General features: G+C 68.2%; 14 protein-coding genes. 5 read left to right on the forward strand and 9 right to left on the reverse strand.

Annotation, left to right across the window (positions count from 1 at the left end; translation table 11 throughout):
- Positions 1 to 25: 25 nt before the first annotated feature.
- From ACYQ1K_RS07330 to ACYQ1K_RS07360, 7 genes are all read right to left on the reverse strand, one after another.
- On the reverse strand, positions 26 to 931 hold the full coding sequence (locus ACYQ1K_RS07330; protein ID WP_459982170.1) for a type II secretion system F family protein: 906 nt from the start codon (positions 929 to 931) through the stop codon (positions 26 to 28).
- Complete coding sequence (locus ACYQ1K_RS07335) at positions 928 to 1,827, reverse strand: type II secretion system F family protein (RefSeq protein ID WP_459982171.1); 900 nt, start codon at positions 1,825 to 1,827, stop codon at positions 928 to 930. The genes ACYQ1K_RS07330 and ACYQ1K_RS07335 overlap by 4 nt, the downstream gene beginning before the upstream one ends.
- Positions 1,824 to 3,524 carry a TadA family conjugal transfer-associated ATPase gene (locus tag ACYQ1K_RS07340; protein WP_459982172.1) on the reverse strand — a complete coding sequence of 567 codons (1,701 nt, stop codon included), beginning with the start codon at positions 3,522 to 3,524 and terminating at the stop codon, positions 1,824 to 1,826. The genes ACYQ1K_RS07335 and ACYQ1K_RS07340 overlap by 4 nt, the downstream gene beginning before the upstream one ends.
- Complete coding sequence (locus tag ACYQ1K_RS07345; protein WP_459982173.1) at positions 3,521 to 4,360, reverse strand: P-loop NTPase family protein; 840 nt, start codon at positions 4,358 to 4,360, stop codon at positions 3,521 to 3,523. Before ACYQ1K_RS07345 ends, ACYQ1K_RS07340 begins: the two co-directional genes overlap by 4 nt.
- Before the next feature lie 28 nt (positions 4,361 to 4,388).
- The gene (locus ACYQ1K_RS07350; RefSeq protein ID WP_459982174.1) at positions 4,389 to 5,150 is read right to left on the reverse strand and encodes an SAF domain-containing protein; all 762 of its coding nucleotides are present in this window, start codon (positions 5,148 to 5,150) and stop codon (positions 4,389 to 4,391) included.
- Between the two features lie 38 nt (positions 5,151 to 5,188).
- Positions 5,189 to 5,656 carry a hypothetical protein gene (locus ACYQ1K_RS07355; protein ID WP_459982175.1) on the reverse strand — a complete coding sequence of 156 codons (468 nt, stop codon included), beginning with the start codon at positions 5,654 to 5,656 and terminating at the stop codon, positions 5,189 to 5,191.
- A gap of 476 nt (positions 5,657 to 6,132) precedes the next feature.
- Entirely contained in the window at positions 6,133 to 6,561 is a 429-nt protein-coding gene (locus ACYQ1K_RS07360) for a hypothetical protein (protein ID WP_459982176.1), read from the reverse strand.
- 606 nt (positions 6,562 to 7,167) lie between these two features.
- Here ACYQ1K_RS07360 and mobF point away from each other — a divergent pair.
- The 3 genes from mobF to ACYQ1K_RS07375 all read left to right on the forward strand — a co-directional run bounded on the left by mobF (position 7,168) and on the right by ACYQ1K_RS07375 (position 11,757).
- A complete protein-coding gene (mobF, locus tag ACYQ1K_RS07365; protein ID WP_459982177.1) occupies positions 7,168 to 10,740 on the forward strand; it encodes a MobF family relaxase in 3,573 nt (1,190 codons plus the stop codon).
- A gap of 135 nt (positions 10,741 to 10,875) precedes the next feature.
- A complete protein-coding gene (locus ACYQ1K_RS07370; RefSeq protein ID WP_459982178.1) occupies positions 10,876 to 11,223 on the forward strand; it encodes a hypothetical protein in 348 nt (115 codons plus the stop codon).
- A gap of 360 nt (positions 11,224 to 11,583) precedes the next feature.
- Positions 11,584 to 11,757, forward strand: coding sequence for a DUF1059 domain-containing protein (locus ACYQ1K_RS07375; RefSeq protein WP_459982179.1), 174 nt, complete (start codon positions 11,584 to 11,586; stop codon positions 11,755 to 11,757).
- Positions 11,758 to 11,958: 201 nt separating this feature from the next.
- Here the strand turns inward: ACYQ1K_RS07375 and ACYQ1K_RS07380 are convergent, their stop codons facing one another.
- Both ACYQ1K_RS07380 and ACYQ1K_RS07385 read right to left on the reverse strand, forming a co-directional pair.
- Positions 11,959 to 12,927 carry a quinone oxidoreductase family protein gene (locus tag ACYQ1K_RS07380; protein WP_459982180.1) on the reverse strand — a complete coding sequence of 323 codons (969 nt, stop codon included), beginning with the start codon at positions 12,925 to 12,927 and terminating at the stop codon, positions 11,959 to 11,961.
- Between the two features lie 522 nt (positions 12,928 to 13,449).
- Positions 13,450 to 14,637, reverse strand: a complete 1,188-nt coding sequence (locus ACYQ1K_RS07385; RefSeq protein ID WP_459982181.1) for an Nramp family divalent metal transporter — start codon at positions 14,635 to 14,637, stop codon at positions 13,450 to 13,452.
- A 336-nt stretch (positions 14,638 to 14,973) separates the two neighbouring features.
- Here ACYQ1K_RS07385 and ACYQ1K_RS07390 point away from each other — a divergent pair, with 336 nt between their 5' ends.
- Both ACYQ1K_RS07390 and ACYQ1K_RS07395 read left to right on the forward strand, forming a co-directional pair.
- Positions 14,974 to 16,524, forward strand: coding sequence for a Re/Si-specific NAD(P)(+) transhydrogenase subunit alpha (locus ACYQ1K_RS07390; RefSeq protein ID WP_459982182.1), 1,551 nt, complete (start codon positions 14,974 to 14,976; stop codon positions 16,522 to 16,524).
- Positions 16,524 to 17,065 (forward strand): NAD(P)(+) transhydrogenase (Re/Si-specific) subunit beta (locus ACYQ1K_RS07395; RefSeq protein WP_459982183.1); only part of this gene is annotated, 542 nt, incomplete at its 3' end. The genes ACYQ1K_RS07390 and ACYQ1K_RS07395, both read left to right, overlap by 1 nt.

Below are 17,065 nucleotides of genomic sequence, written 5' to 3' on the forward strand. Positions count from 1 at the left end.
TCGAGACTCGTGTTGGGGTGGGGGGTCAGGTCGCGCCGAACATGCGGAGCAGGGAGGGGGCGACGAGCAGGGCCATGAAGATGACGCCGAGCAGGGAGCCGGGGATGGTCATGCGTTCCCCGACGGCGTTGGCCTCGCTGATCTCGTCGTTGAGCATGGCGGTGCGCATCGCCGCCGAGCGGGCGCGCAGGGTGGTGTAGATGGAAGCTCCTTCCTCTCCGGAGAGACGCATGATGTCGGCGAAGTCGTCGAGCTCGGGTAGTCCGAGCTCTAGCGCCAAGGTGTGCAGGGCCTCCCAGGGCGGCAGGCCGGACCAGCGCGACCGGGTGAGCTCCTCGGCCAGCCGGGTGAAGACCCAGGAGTCGCCGACCTCGGCGGCGGCTTCCATGGCCTGGCGCACCCCGGCGCCGTTGTTGCGCTCGAGGGCGACCAGGTCGATGTAGGACCCCAGCGCGCGGCGGAACTCCAGCCGCGCTTGGCGGGCGTCGTCGAGGGCGTTGTAGTTAGGCAGGAAGAACATCACCACCGCCAACCCCACCGACGCGAGGGCTGGGATGGCGATCGGGAAGCCGAGGCCGAGCAGGCCGAAGAACCAGGCCAGCAGCGGCGGGATGGTCAGGCCGAGGGCGGCGAAGGTGAGCTTGTCGCCGTAGAAGCGGGCCAGCGGTATGCGGAGCAGGGCGAGCTCACGGGTCGGGGTGCGGACCCACAGACCGGAGGGGAGGGTACGCATCGCCCACAGACCGAGCCGTTCCTTTCCCCTCACCGACGTGGCGCTCGCTGAGGTCGGTGTACGTGCTCGCGTAGAGGTGAGCCGGTCGAGGGCATCGGCCAGGTCCGGTTCGGCGGGCAGGAGCCGCAGGACGATGAGGGTGATCCCGAGTCCGACCAGCCCGCCGGCCACGAGCATCAGTTGTAGTCCGGTCGTCATGGCGCCACCCCCGCCGGCTTGGAGGTGCCGAGGCTCTGCCCAGTGCTGCTGGTTCGGGCTGTCAAGAAACGGGAAGGGTTTCGGCCGTTGGCCATCCGCTTCATCCAAATGAGCGTGGTGACGTAGGCGGTCAGCAGCACGGTCAAGATCAGCTGGCCCAGCGGGCTGCGGTAGGGCGCCACATAGGACCCGGAGACAGCGAGTACGACCAGCACGGTCGCGCTGATCAGGGTGACCCAGCGGGCGGTGGAGCGGGGCTTGGCCCGGTCGGCCTCGACCTGCCGCCGGGCGCGGACGTCGGCGGCAACGGACTCGGCCAGGCCCTCCAGGACGCTGGCCAGACCGGCGCCGCGGCGGCGGGCGCCGAGAATGAGGTTGGCGGCGATGAGGTCGCCGGTGGCGTCGTGGAGCTCGTCGGAGAACGCCCTCAGGGCGTCCTCGGTGTTCCACCGGGCCCGCAGCCTGGCGATGAGGCGGTGGACCTCCTCGCTGATCGGTGCCGGTGTCGAACGGAGGGTGGCGACCAGGGCCTGCTCGAGGCCGATGCCGACGGTCAGCACCCCGGCCAGGGAGCGGGTCCATTCCTCCATCGCCTCGAGCCGGACGATCTGGGCGGCGGCCGGGGGAGCGGCCAACAGCATCGGCAACCCCACTGCCGCGACCGGTGCGATGACCAGGGCGAGGGCCCATCCGGTGACCAGCCAACCGAGGACTCCCGATGCGAGCCCGACGCCGATCAGCAGGCGGGTGCGCCGCGGGATTGCCTCGATCCGTTGCCGCACGGTCGGCCCGGTCCGCACCCGGGTAGGTTCGGCGATGGGCCGGGCACAGGTGATGATGGCGTAGAAGCCGCCGACGATCAGGGCGCCGGCCAGCGCCGGGAGCAGCGTGATCATGACGCTGCCCCCTGAGTCGTCCCGGGAGCGGGAGCGCATGCCTGGGCGGCGAGGTAGCCGTTCAGGTCGAACCCGTACCGGGCAAGGGATCGGTACTCGTCGGGCAGCACCCCCGGTACGGCCGCCCCGTCCCTAGACCCGTCCCTGGACCCGTTTCCCTCGAGGTCGCCGTAGTCATCGCGGTAGTCATCCTCGGAGCCGTAGCCGTAGTCGTGGGTGGGGGCTTTGAAGACGTGGGTGGTGGCGTAGCCTGTCTCACGCTCGCCGGGGGTGACGGCGACGATCTCGGCGACCCTCCGGCGCCGCCACCGGGTGCCGTCGGCGTCGGCCTCGTCGCGTAGGTCGAGTTGGACGACCAGGTCGACGGTGGCGGCCAGCTTGCTGGTGGCCAGCTCGTGGGTGACATGGGGGCCGGCCTCCATGGCGCAGGTGACTAGCTTGCTGAGGGCGGCGATGGCGTGGGCGGCGTGGGTGGTGGAGATCGAGCCGGTGCCGGACTCCATCGCCTTGATCATCGCCCAGATCTCTCGGCCGCGGACCTCCCCGACGATCTGACGTGACAGGTTGAACCGGAACGAGTCCACGAGTGCCTGGTCGAGGGTGTATTCACCGGCCTGACGGCCATCGAGGCCGCGTTCGCCCGAGCCTGGGCGGGCCTCCCAGGCATGCACGATCTTGTGCCGACCCAGCTCGTGCAGCTGCAGCTCGTACTCGGTCTCGAAGGTGCCGATCGCCTCCAGCCGATCGATCTCCCCACACAACGCCCGGACCAGGGTGGTCTTGCCCGAGCCCTGGGCGCCGGCGACGATGATCGACTTCCTCGCCCGCACCGCCGCGCGCAGAAACGAGGCCGCCACCGGGGTGAGCATGTGGCGCTCAACCAAGTCATCGAGGGTGACCCGCATCAGTCGGTGACGACGGATCACCACCGAGGGGCGTGGGGTCACCCACGCCGCGGCGGCGAGCCGGGACCCGCCGTCCAGGCGCAGATGCAGGCTGGGTTGGGCCTCGGAGAACGCACGGGCGTTGACCTCGCTACGGGAGGCGAGGAAGACCAGGAAGTCGATCAGCTCCTCATCCGAATCAGCCACCGGCGGGCCGTCGATCAAGGAGCTGTCGGTCAGCTCGAGCAGCACGTTGTCGTGACCGGCGATGACGATGTTCTCCACCCGGTCCTCATCCACCAGCGGCTGCAGCCGGCCGAGCCGGAACAGGGAGTCGAAGACCGCGTGGGCGATCGCCCGCTGCTGTCCCAGGCCCCAGGTGCCCTCACCGGCATTGACCGACTCGGCCATTGAGGACTCGACCAGATCGAGCACGATCGAGCGCCCGAGCTCCTCCTGCGCGGCCTTGTCCAGCCGGGACCGGTCCGCGGCAACCGCCTGGCTCAGCTGCTCAGAAGCCTGGGCCCGCAGGGTCGCCACCAGTGACCAATCGACCTCTGGGGTGAAGCCGGCCCCGAGCCCGGGGCTGGCCGACAGCGCGGAGACGCCCGCGGAGATGACCGGGGAGGTGGGCGGGCTCAGGGGTGCGGTCACGACGCCGGGAGCGGATGGGTCGGCGTCGAGGGGCCGGAGCGTGGGGGAGACGTGGCCCTGGGTGAACAACGGCAGGGAGGTCAACCCGCCACCCTCGACCGGGCCAACGTGGTCGACGAAGGGGCGCTCCTCGTAGGGGTCCTCGGTTGCCTCGCTCACCGCGCCACCTCACTGTCCATCTCCATGGCCCCTTGTCTGGTCCCTGGTCTGGCCGCTTCTCTGGCCGCGTTGTCCGCCGCGGGCTGGTCGACGAGCTCGAAGCGGCCGCGCGTCACGTGCGCCTGGACCGACTCGATCGCGGCGGTCAGGCTGCGGGCATAACGGCCAGTGTCGAAGCGGCGCGGCAGCCCGGCGCCACGGTGGTAGACCGCTGCGGCCTCACGGTCCTCGACCAGCGTGGCCACGACCGGCAGGTCGAGCAGCCTGGCCACCTCCGATGCTCGGTAGGGCTGACCCTCACCGATCAGCAGCAGACCGGGATGGCGCCACCCGGTCCCGGGGCGCCGGATGGTCTCGGCCCACGAGTTCGCCGCCGCGAGCGCTGGGAGGGTTGCCCGCGAGACCAGGAGCGTGCATTCGGCGCCATCAAGCAGGGGCTGTGGTGAGCCGACCAGCCCGAGCCGGCCGGCGTCCACGATCACGTCCTGACCCGAGCTCTCCAGATCCGCCAGGACACCCAGCAACGGCTCCCACAAGTCGCGCAACGCGCCCGCCTGATGGTGTCCGCGGGTGCCCGACAACACCGACGCGGTCGGGCCCAGCTCGCGCAGGTTGTCGCGGAGCGCGTCGACCAGGCTCAGGTTGGAGAGCGCGACCTCGATCAGCCCGCCGTCGTACTCCCGGGTGCCGCGAAAGTAGCCGGCCAAGATCCCCGTCCCGCCGGTCGGGTCGGCCTCGACCAGCACCACCGGACGCGGCCACGCCAACGCCATCGCGACCGCGGTCGTCGTCACTCCCGGCGAGCCCGACGCAGAGGCCAGCGCGACGACCGCCATCAGTGCTCACCCATCACTGGCTCACTCATCACTGGTCACCCGAGGCGCTGGGGCCGCCAGTGCCGCCGGTGCCGCCTGTGTCGCTTGCGTCGAGCACGAGGGCGACGTTCCCAGTCGCAGCACGTGCCGCGAGCGTCGCGGCATCGCCGTAGGGAACCAGCACGTCAACGACCGTGTTGCCGGTCGCCTCGTCAGGCCGTGTGTCGACCACCTGGGCGGTGGTAAAGGCCGGTATCCCGGCTGACGCCTGCCCGTTCTGGCCGGGTGTGACGATGATGCGCACGCGCGCGCCGGTCTGCAGCGCAAGCCCGGGCAGCTGCTCCGCCGCCAGGGAGAGACCGACCACCGACTGCCCTCGCGGGGGTAGGGCGCGTGAGGTGGTCGCCTCGGGTGTCAGCAGTCCACCGGCGGCGACATCGAGCGCTGCGCGCTTCCCGATCACCGAGTCATAGGCCGAGGCCGGCAACGGGTGGATCGCTGGGTCGCGGTTGATCCGGACCCGCGCGAGGTCGGAGGCGGTGATCAGGGACCCGCGCGGGATCGTCACCCGGGCCACGAGGACCTCCTCGGTGTGCGTGGTCGAGGTCCACATCCACGCCGCCACCAGGGCGCCGAGGCAGACTGCCACGATCCCGCCCGCCAACCCCGCGGGCCGGCGGCGCAGCTTCGGTGGAGGTGCGAGAGCCGCCGCGGCGCCGGGGCCCTTGTGGGGGCCAGCGTCGGGGCTTGTGTCGCCGCGGGATGCGGCCAGGCCGCTCCTCGGGTCGGTTCGTGCGGATGTGGTCGTCATGCTTGCTGCCTCGCTTCCTGTCCGCTGCTGGATGCCCGCTACTGCACGAGCACCTGTGCCTCACCGACGGCGATCTGGGTCGAGCGCGTCAGGCCGTTGAGCCGGATCGTCCCGGTCTGCCCGGCACCCGCCCAGTTGACGACCCAGTCCGAGGTCGCGGTCACCGTGTACCGCTCGCCGGGCTGGTCCGCGCTCGACTTCTGATAGACGTGGCCACAGTCAGGAGACTGCTGCGCGCCGTAGGACGGTGCGTACGCCGTTCCCGCGTCGTGGCACACGACCTGGGATCCGTCTCCCATGTCCCAGCTGATCTGGAAGACCTTCGCCGTGGCGGTGATCGTCACCCCGCCGGCGCTGGCCGTCGCCGTGACCGGGCCGAAGGTCTGGCCGTCAGGACGGTCAACCCACATCCACACCGGCATACCGACAATGCCGATGCTGTTCGGGCCCGGCCTCGGGACGATGCCGATGTCGATCGCACGCAGGTTCATCTGCTTGACCGCCATCTGCGCGACGTCACGCGGCGTCGGACCGGCAGCCGCCCCAGCCGGAGGATTCTGGGACCAGAACGAGACCACCATCCCGGTCTGCGGCTGGAAGCACCAATAGACCGCTCCATCCCTGGAGTCGTGTCCTTCCCAGAGTGGGTCGCCGTTCGCAGGTTGCGGCTTCAATGGCTGCACGTAGCAGTTGTGTGTGTTGGACCAATAGCCGTCCTTGGTCGTACACGGGACCGGACCCGCTGGAGGGCTCGTCAGACCTTGCTTGGTCGGATCCCAGTAGCACCCCTGTCCAGAGCCGGTATCGCTTGGCTCTCCGCTATCAGAGGTCTGCGAGGGCGACGGGTCGGCCGGAACGTTCACCGTGACCATGCACTGACCGGTGGCCGGGTTCTTCTGATCACACCGCGTCCCGGCATGCCCTGGACTGGGCGAAAGGAACATGGTGCTGCTCACAGCGACGGCAACGAGCACGACGCGCGTCAGGATGCCGCGCATGGTGCCTGCTTCAGATCGTGCCCGCTTGCGACCCGCCAACCATCGCGGGGATCTGCAGACCAGCGGTAATTGGCAACGACGTAACGCGTCCAACCGGTGTCAGGGCGACCCGATCTCACGATCGACTGCCCGCCACGGTCGACGACGTCGACCTTGCTGACGTCCCAGCAGACGTCAATCAAGGCGGTCGGGACCCTGCCTGCCGACGGATCTGTGTTGTCGAGATTGATGGATTGAACGGTCAACTCGGCAACCCGTGTGTCGCCAAGCTGCCGCTGCCCCTTTGCGTGCTGACTCTGAAGGAGCGTACGCACGGCCATCAGTTGGGCGCTCGTGGCGACGCTCGCCAGGGGACGGAGGCTTGCCGTCGGGTTCTGGCCGACCTTGTCAGTGACAGCGAAGTACCGCCTCATCGTGGCACTCGCATCGGAAGCTGCGGCTTCCGAGGGGGAAGTGGACGACGGGCCCGGGGACGCAGTCGTCGGCGCTGGCGTACTGACCGCCGACGCGCTGGGATGGGCGGGGGCGTCCGCCGAGTTCGTACACGCCCCTAGCGCGGCCAGCATCAATGTGCTGGCCGCCCAGACCGTTACGCCGAGCCGTTTGGTCATGTGCTGGTCCTGCTTCCTCTGCCTTGGTGGGTTGAGGACGCAGACGACGCTCTGTGGGACGGTCCCGAGCGCCGCCTGTGCCTGATGGTATGCCCCATTCATCGATTTCCGCCTAGCCCGTTTTGGCGACGTTCTCCTGCCCTCAGGTGCACCGCCTCCGCCACCCGCGTCACCCTCCCGCCTCCTCGCCCACTCGCCGCCCAACAGCCCCCGCGCCCTCGTCCGCCACCCCGAAGGCACCGCACCCCCGCCTCAGACCCACTCGACTTCACACGCAGTGCAGATCGAGGGGGACCATGGCGAATTCGTCAACTCACAGTTGATTGGACCCCTTTGGCGAGGCCACGCGAGCGGTCGTTTCCTGTGGAGAAGGTGACGCACCTACATGTCTGTGGAGGTGATGCGTCCGTGACGGTGTCGTTGCGTCGGATGTCGGCAGGGAGCGGCTACCGGTATCTGCTGCGAAGTGTCGCGGTGGGTGACGGCAACCGTGCCCTATCCACGTCGTTGACGCGCTACTACACCGAGGTCGGTACTCCGCCGGGCCGTTGGATGGGCTCGGGCGTCCACGCCCTTGGGGCCGGCTGCCTGCAGCCGGGCATGCCGGTCACCGAGGAGCAGCTCGCGCTGCTGATCGGGATGGGACGCGACCCGGTCACGGGGGAGCAGCTCGGACGGGCCTACCCGGAGTACCAGTCACTCTCGGCTCGGATCAAGGAACGCGTCGCGGGCCTCGACCCAGGGATGACGTCCGAGGACTGTGCGGCCGAGACGGCCCGGATCGAGGCCGAGGAGACCGCCCGCGGTCCCCGGCACGCGGTGGCCGGCTACGACCTGACCTTCAGCGTGCCGAAGTCGGTCTCGGTGCTGTGGGGCCTGGCCGACGCGGCCACCCAGGAACAGATCGTCGCCGCCCACCATGCCGCGGTCGCCGATGTCATGGATTTCCTGGAGCGGGAGGTCGCCGCCACCCGCGCCGGGGTCGCCGCCGGCGACGGAGCCGTCGCCCAGGTCGACGTCGCCGGCGTGGCCGCGGTCGCCTACGACCACTACGACTCCCGCGCCGGCGACCCCCAGTTGCACACCCATGTCGTCCTTTCGAACAAGGTTCAAACCGTGCTCGATGGGCGTTGGCGCAGTCTCGACGGCCGACCACTCCACGCCTCGCGGACCGCGCTCTCGGCGCACTACAACGCCCTGCTGGCCGACCGGCTCACCCGCGAACTCGGCATCGCCTGGGAGCTGCGGGAGCGGGGTGCGGACCGGAACCCGCAGTGGGAGATCGTCGGCGTGAGCGATGAGCTGATCGGGGAGTTTTCGAGTCGCAGCCGCGAGATCGACCTCGAGAAGGACCGCCTCATCGAGGCCTACCTGGCGAAACACCGTCGACGGCCCTCGGAGAAGAAGATCGTCGAGCTGCGGGCGCAAGCCACGCTGGCGACTCGGCCGCCGAAGGAGATCCGCTCGCTGGCCGACCTGACCGCCGAGTGGAAGCAGCGCGCCCGCCAGAAGGTTGGTGTCGACGCCACCGGTTGGGCAAGCGGCATCCTGGCTCGCACCGCCCCTTCGCCGTTGCGGGCCGAGGACATCTCCCTGCGGTTCGTCGATGCCCTCGGTGCCACGGTGCTCGACCAGGTCAGCGAGAAGCGGTCCACCTGGACCCACTGGAACTTGATGGCCGAGGCCTCCCGCCAGACCATGGACCTCCGGTTCGCCACCTCCCAGGATCGTGAGGCGATCGTCGGACTGCTCGTCGACGCCGCCGAGCAGCACTCCGTCGTGCTCACTCCACCCGAGCTTGCCACCAGCCCGGCCGGGTTCCGGCGACCCGACGGGACCTCGGTATTCCGACCCCGGCACGCGGCCAAGTACTCCTCGACTACGGTCATCGAAGCCGAGGCCCGACTCCTCGACCGCGCCGAGACTATGACCGGGCCACGCCTCTCCGCCGACACCGTCGCCCGCATCGTCGACAGGGTCGTGCGCGGTGCCACTCAGGATGCCGCTCGCGGGGGACGCCCGGGACTGAGCGCCCAACAGGTCGCCGCGCTGGAGAGCATCGCAACCTCGGGACGCGTGGTCGACCTGCTCGTCGGACCCGCCGGTGCCGGCAAGACCACCGCCATGCGCGCCCTGCGCACCGCCTGGACGATCGAGCACGGGCCGGGGAGCGTGGTCGGGCTCGCTCCTTCGGCTTCGGCGGCCCAGGCGCTCGCCGAGGACCTCGGCATCAGCTGCGACAACACCGCCAAGTGGCTCCACGATCACGACCCCGACCGCGGCAATGGGACCTTCAGGGAAGGGCAGTTGGTCATCCTCGATGAGGCCACCCTGGCCGGAACCACCACCCTGGACCGCATCACAGCGCTCGCGGCCGATGCCGGTGCCAAAGTCCTCTTGGTCGGCGACGGCTACCAGTTGCAGTCGGTCGATGCCGGGGGAGCCTTCGCCCTGCTCGTCGACCGGCGCTCCGACGTCCCCGAGCTGACCGAGATCCACCGGTTCAACCATCCTTGGGAGAAGGACGCCTCCCTCAAGCTCCGCCAGGGTGAGGTCGAGGTCATCTCCACCTACGTCCGCCAAGACCGGATCCGCGAGGGCGATACCGACGAGATGCTGGATGCCGCCTACCAAGCCTGGCGGGCAGACCGACGGGCGGGGAAGGCCAGCATCCTGGTCACCGAGTCCGCCCAGGCCGTCCGCGCCCTCAACGAACGAGCGCGGGCCGAGCGACTCGTCCTCGACGGCGCCCACGACGGCCGTGAGGTGCAGCTCACCGACGGCGTCCGAGCATCTGTCGGGGACCTCGTGATCACTCGCCGCAACGACCGCACCCTGCTGACCACGCGCGGCGGCTGGGTCAAGAACGGCGACCGCTGGCGCATCACCGACATCCGCAAGAACGGCTCCCTCGTCATACGGCGGCTCGAACCCCATCGGCGGGGCAACGCGGTCCTCGACCCGGGCTATGTCCGCGACCATCTGGACCTCGGATACGCCGTCACCGCCTACCGGGCCCAGGGCGTCACCGTCGACACCGCCCACGTCGTCGTCACCGCCGCGACGACGCGGCAGAACCTCTATGTCTCGATGACCCGCGGCCGGGAGTCCAACGTCGCCTATGTCGCCCTCGACCAACCCGACGATGCCCACAGCACCCCCGAACCCGACGACATCACCGCCCGCACTGTGCTCTACGGCGTCCTCCACCACACCGGCACCGACCTCTCCGCCCACCAGACCATCGAAGCCGAACACGAGACCTACACCTCGATCGCTCGGCAGGCCGCCGAGCTCGAGACCATCGCCGCTGCCGCGCAACACGACCGGTTCGTCGACCTCCTCCACCGGTCAGGGCTCACCGCCGAGCAGCACCAGACCGTGATCGGTTCACCGGCCTTCGGACCCCTCACTGCCGCGATGCGCCGGGCCGAGGCCTACCACCACGACCTCGCACACCTCACCCGGTACATCGTCGCCCAGCACGGTCTTGAGGACGCCGGCGACATCGCCGCGGTGCTGCGCTACCGCATCGAGACGGCAGCCGCCGTCCCGCCCCGGCACGCTCGCGGCAGGAAGCCGAGACTCATCGCCGGGCTGATCCCCGAGCCCCTCGGCCCGATGGACGAAGAGGACCGCCGCGGTGTCGCCGAACGCAAACAGAACATCGAACACCGCGCCCGGACCCTGGCCGAACAAGCCATCCAGACCAAAGCGCCATGGCTGCGAGGGCTCGGCCCACCTCCGAACGCCAGGGTCGCTCTCGAGCAGTGGGCGGCAGCCGTTGTCACGATCAGCGCCTACCGCGACCACTACGAGATCACCTCACCCTTGCCCGTCGGCGGCGGAGCCACCTCGAAGGCCCAACGCGCCGACAGGCAAATCGCCCTGAGGGCCCTGCGGGAAGCCGCCGCTATCGCCGCCGCACGGCCCATCACCGCTATCACCGCACGTGAGGCTCCGACCGTTTCCTCTCCATAGGCCTGCCTCGACGCAGCTCGATCCACAGGTACAAGCCAATCCCTCGGGCAGCGACTCAGCGCCGAGTACAGATGACGTTCCACCAACGTATCCATCGGGGGTCACATGCTGCTATTGCTGTTGCCGGTCATATCCATGACGGCGTTCGCTCATCGCTTCCTCCAGCTCTACGCCCCCTCAAATCGACTCATCGCTCGAGTTCGCACGTCGCCGCCCAGGCGGCGCACGGCCGGCGGCCTCCTCACGATCGCGCTGCTCCTCGCAGGAGCCGCAGGCCAGCTCGACGCGCTCGCTGCCGCTGGCCAGCCGCAGTGGCTGGAGATGATCGCGGGACTGGCCTCGTGGGACTCGATCAGGATCGGAACCCTCAGCATCCACACCATGGTGCGCGCACTCATACCGCGACGAAGGGACCGAGGCGCCGGCTCGACCTCCCGAGAGCGCGGCGTCGGCAGGCAGCCGTCGATGGTCCGCGCCGGGTGATGGCTTCGCAACCAAGGGGCCTGCTCAGGTGCCTGTTCTTGCTCACGTAGCGCCGTGCCCGGAGGCCAGCAACTCAGTTACGCCGGGCTGCCGATGTTCCGATATGAAAAGCGTGCCTTGGATGAATCCGTTTCCACCGACCAGTCCGCGGTCGCCTGCCTTCATCGGGTAGCGATTCCCGCTGGAGCCCAGGACCTCGGGTGTGTGTGACAGCGTCGGCCACGATCACACGCACGGAGGCGACTTCGGGGTGGGTCGTGTCGATCTTATGGCCCGAAGACGTGGGCAACGAGGTGATGGAAACGGCAGGGCGACCGCCAGCCAGAGCCACTCCTGCCGCGCGGCTGCCTTCCAACTGACATGGTTGAGTGCTCAAATGTGTGTCATGACAAAGACAAGGCTCACCTGCCTTGCGGAGCGCAGATCTCGGCTGAAGACGAGGACGGGCTGGTCGAAAAGGTGCAAGAGCACCTCATGACGGCGCACCCAGGGTTGAAGTACAGCCGAGAAGAAATCCTGTTCGTCGCCTTTTAACCGTCGAGTGTCACGCCTAGTGCTCGCTCGACAAGCCCAAGTGTCCCCTGTTTAAACAACACTTCGGTGGTTGCGCCGCCGATCATGCCACCGATCGGTGAAGGATCCCGGGCTAGCTAGCGGGAATGGGGCCGGCGCTTGGGGCCACTCCGAAGTTTCGGAACCGGCGGCGATTGGTCCTGGGATCCCACCGGGGTCAGGTCATGGGACGATGAGGAGCTTCCCCGTTGTGCGGCGGGCGTGCAGGTCATCGTGCGCGAACGCGGCTTCCTCCAGCGAGTAGCGGCCCCCGACTCTGACACGTAGTCGACCCGCCGCAAGAGCAGCGAGAACGGACCCTGCGCGCTCGATGAGCTCGTCGCGATCGGCGATGTAGTCGCCAAGAGCTGGGCGAGTGAGGTAGAGCGAGCCGTTGCGGCTGAGTGTCTGTGGATCGAATGCAGGCACGGGCCCGCTGGCTGCGCCGAACAGGATCATGGTGCCGCGGCGGCGCAGGCACGAGATGCTCGCGTCGAATGTTGCTCGGCCGACGCCGTCGAACACTGCGTCGACCCCGCAGCCGTCCGTCAGGGCACGAACTTCGGCTGCCCAGTCGTCGTCCGTGCGAATGACGTGAGTTGCCCCTGCCGCCTTCGAGAGCTGGCCCTTGTCATGGGTGGAAACGAGCCCGATGACGCGTGCCCCTTTTGCAGCGGCCATCTGGGTCAGCAGGAGTCCGACACCACCGGCGGCCGCATGCACGAGGATGGTGTGGTCAGCGCCGACGGGAAAGGTCGAAGTGCTGAGGTAGTGGGCTGTGATCCCCTGCAGAAGCACAGCCGCCGCCTCATCGTCCTGGACGCCGTCCGGAATCGGCACTGCGCGTTCCGCCGGGAGGATGACCTGTTCGGCGTAGCCGGCGCCCTTCACGTGGGCCCAAGCCACTCGGTCGTTGACGGCTATCCCAGTCACGCCGTGCCCGACGGCCGAGACCCGGCCGGCTCCTTCGGATCCGACGATGAACGGCGTGACGAGTGGATAAGCGCCGGTGCGCTCATAGATATCGATGAAGTTGACGCCAGCCGCCGACACCTTGACTCGGATCTCTCCCGCACCCGGGTCTGGAGAGGCCAGGTCCCGAACCTTGAGTGCCTCTGTGCCGCCAGGTTGCTCGACAATCACGGCTCGCATTGTTTTCAGTCCTCATTTCACTCGACCATCTTGTCTCTCGAATCGCACTTGCGCTGGGGGAGGGTCGAATGTCACCGCGATCAGCCGCGCAGCCCTCAGTGTCTCAGCGATCTCGCGTGCGTCTCGGACGAGATGCTGGTGGCCCCGGCGGTCGCCGTCGAAGTGCCGACCGTCACGGCCGACCGAACACGGTGGGCAGGAACTTCGGTTATCGAATGCCATGTACACGCCAACGTGAGCCTCCTGGGTCCGCGGGGACCGACTCGAGTGCGGGGTTTGGGCCATCGCCGCGGAGCCTGTTCCGTCAGAGTCGGCCCAAGGCTCCGATCACTACGGTGAATGCTCCGAACGCCGCCACCCAAGGCACGACCTGGAGCACCCGGCGCCTCCGCCCTTCCAGGATAACCATGTCGCGCGGTACCAATCGCGCGGTGAACCAGTACAGCCCGGCCCATCCCAGCGCAAGTGCGCCAAGCTGGAGGAGGCCCAATGAGAGTTTGTCCGACACTGCGTATACCTACTTCACTGGACAGTTAGAACGATCAATGTGATATTCAACGCGCTGATCACCGTCGCAGCGCTAGCCGCCGCGAAGGTTGTACGGCGCTTGTTCACGAACTCGCCCATGACCCTCCGGCGGCTGGTCAGAATCACAAGCGGCCAGAGTGCAAACGGGATGCCGAAGCTGAGCACCACCTGGGAGATCACGAGCATTTGCGTTGGCTCGAGACCGGCCGCGATGATCATCAACGCTGGAATGAGGGTGATCAGCCGCCGAACTGGCAACGCCATATGGCGGCGGAGAAAGCCCTCAAGGATGATCGAGCCCGCGTACGTCCCGACGGACGAAGACGCGAATCCTGACGCAAGCAAGGCAACTGCGAACAGCACCGCAGTGCTGGGCCCAAGAATTCCTCCGAGGGCGCCGTACACTGCGTGAAGGGAGTCCAGACCCAATCCTTGCAGGGCTGCCGCTCCGGCGAGCACCATTGCGAGATTGACCGCGCCCGCCACGGCCATCGCAAGGAGGACATCTGTACGAGTCGCACGCAGCAGGTCTCGCCTTCGAGCGGGGTCGCCGAGGCGGGAACCAAATCGGTCTCGGACGAGAGCCGAGTGCAGGTAGACGGCGTGAGGCATCACGGTGGCTCCGAGGATCCCCGCGGCAAGCAGCACGCTCTCGGAGCCGTCAAACCGAGGTGTGAGGCCGCCGATCGCTCCGCTTGCGCTCGGTTGAGCGGCAACAGCTGCCCAAACGAATCCAAACACGATCATGCCGAGGAAATAGACGATGGCCCGTTCGAATCGACGCTGAGTTTCAGGGGTCTGCAGTGAGAGGACAAGAAAGGAGACGGCTCCTGTGATGACGCCGCCTGCAAGGAGCGGGACGCCGAAGAGGAGATTGAGCGCGATCGCGCCACCCAAAACCTCGGCAAGATCAGTGGCAAGCGCCACCGCCTCAGCCTGAAGCCATAGACCCCACGAAACACGCCGAGGGAATACGTCGCGGCAAAGTTGGGGCAGCGTGCGGCCGGTTGCGATTCCGAGCTTGGCTGAAAGGTACTGCACGAGCACGGCGATTGCATTGGCGACAACCACCACCCACACGAGCAGGTATCCGAACTTGGACCCCGCGGTGAAGTTGGTGGCGACGTTGCCCGGGTCGACGTACGCGATTCCTGCGACAAACGCCGGACCGAGGTTCGTCATCGACGGGGTCCGCCGCCCGTAGCCAGCACGACGAACTAGCAAGGTTCGTCGATCGTCTCGATACATCGTGCTTTGCTCCTTAGGCCCGCGGCGAAACAGAGCACGCATTCGTCGGCCTACAGGACCCTTGGAGGGTCCGGCGATGCCTGATGTGACCCTCGTTGCATGCCACGGGAGATGGTACCGAATGTTTCGGTATGCGGCCAGCTCAACACGATAATCAGCCAAATGCGCTATCCTTGTGTTCGCAGTTGACTGCGGCTCGCAGGTCGAAGTCGGGTCGAGCAGTTGCCCCGGTCCGTTAGGCCGTATGAGCCAGACAGGAGAGCCTGGTAGATGCGCATCGGAGTGACCCGTGAGACCCGACCTGGTGAGACCCGGGTCGCCGCGACGCCTGCGACGGTGAGGCAGCTGGTCGGGCTCGGCTACGAGGTCCTCGTCGAGCGCGGAGCCGGTGAGCTGTCCAACTTCACCGACGAGGCGTACGTCGACGCCGGTGCCGTGCTCGGCTCGGCCGGGGAGGCCTGGGGCGGCGAGGTCGTCTTCCGGGTCAACGCGCCGACGCTCGGCGAGGTCGGTCAGCTGCAGTCGGGGACGATCCTGGTCAGCCTGCTCGCTCCGGCGTTGAACGAGGACCTGGTCGACGCGCTGACGGCGGCAGGGGTGACCGCGCTGGCGATGGACGCGGTGCCACGGATCAGCCGGGCGCAGTCCCTGGACGTGCTCTCGTCGATGGCGAACATCGCGGGCTACCGCGCGGTGGTGGAGGCGGCCCACGAGTTCGGCCGGTTCTTCACCGGGCAGGTGACCGCGGCCGGGAAGGTGCCGCCGGCGAAGGTGCTGGTCGCCGGGGCCGGTGTGGCCGGCCTGGCCGCGATCGGCGCCGCGTCGTCGCTGGGCGCGATCGTGCGGGCCACCGACCCGCGACCCGAGGTGGCCGACCAGGTCAAGTCGTTGGGCGGCGACTACCTCGAGGTGGTGGTCGACGAGGTGCAGGAGCAGTCCGGGACGGGCTATGCGACGGCGACGAGCGAGGCCTACAACGCCCGTGCCGCCGAGATCTACTCCGAGCAGGCCGCCGACGTCGACATCATCATCACCACCGCGCTCATCCCGGGCCGGCCGGCGCCGAAGCTGCTCACGGCGGCCGACGTGGCGGCGATGAAGGCCGGGTCGGTGCTGGTCGACATGGCCGCAGGGATGGGCGGCAACGTCGAGGGCAGCGTGGCCGACCAGCGGATCGTGACCGCTAACGGTGTGACGATCCTCGGCTACACCGATCTCGCGGCGCGGCTGCCCACCCAGGCCTCGCAGCTGTACGGCACCAACCTGGTCAACCTGATGAAGCTGCTGACGCCCGCGAAGGACGGCAAGGTCGTCCTCGACCTCGACGACGTCGTCCAGCGGGGGGTCACGGTGTCCCACGATGGGGAGAAGCTGTGGCCGCCGCCGCCCGTGCGGGTCTCGGCAGAACCGCCAGAGGCACCGGTCGAGAAGCCGACACCGGCGCCGAAGAGGCAGATGTCGCCGCAGGCCAAGCTCGGCCTCATGGTCCTCGGCCTCGCCGTGCTGTTCCTGGTCAACGCAGGAGCGCCCCAGCCGATCCCGCAGCACTTCACCGTGCTCGTGCTCGCAGTCGTGGTCGGCTACTACGTGATCGGGCACGTGCACCACGCGCTGCACACGCCCTTGATGTCGGTGACGAACGCGATCTCCGGGATCATCGTGGTCGGCGCGTTCCTGCAGCTGGCGGTCGACGACAACGCGATCCGCACGCTCGCGTTCATCGCGACGCTGCTGGCGTCCATCAACGTCTTCGGCGGCTTCGCCGTGACCCGACGCATGCTCGGCATGTTCCGGCGTGAACCTCTCAAGGGGGAGAACTAATGAGCGCCTCCTCGATCGCCACCGCGGCCTACATCGTCGCGGCCCTGCTCTTCATCCTGTCGCTGGCCGGCCTGTCCAAGCACGAGACAGCTCGCCGGGGGGTCACCTTCGGCATCGCCGGCATGACCATCGCCCTGGTCGCGACCTTCGTGCTCTTCGTCGACAACGCGACCAGCGACGCCATCAACGCCGGCGGCACCCTCTCGATCGTGCTCCTGCTGGTGGCCGTCGCGATCGGCGCCTCGATCGGGCTGTGGCGTGCCCGGATCGTCGAGATGACCGGCATGCCGGAGCTGATCGCGCTGCTGCACTCCTTTGTGGGACTGGCCGCGGTCTTGGTGGGCTGGAACGGCTACCTCGAGGTCGAACGCCACCCGATCGTGCAGGTCTTCGCCGAGGACAGCCTGCTGCGCATCCACCATGCCGAGGTCTTCATCGGCATCTTCATCGGTGCGGTCACCTTCACCGGCTCCATCGTGGCCTTCCTCAAGCTCTCGGCCCGGATCAAGTCCGCGCCGTTGATGCTGCCCGGCAAGAACGT

The organism is Nocardioides sp. AN3 (assembly GCF_054653495.1).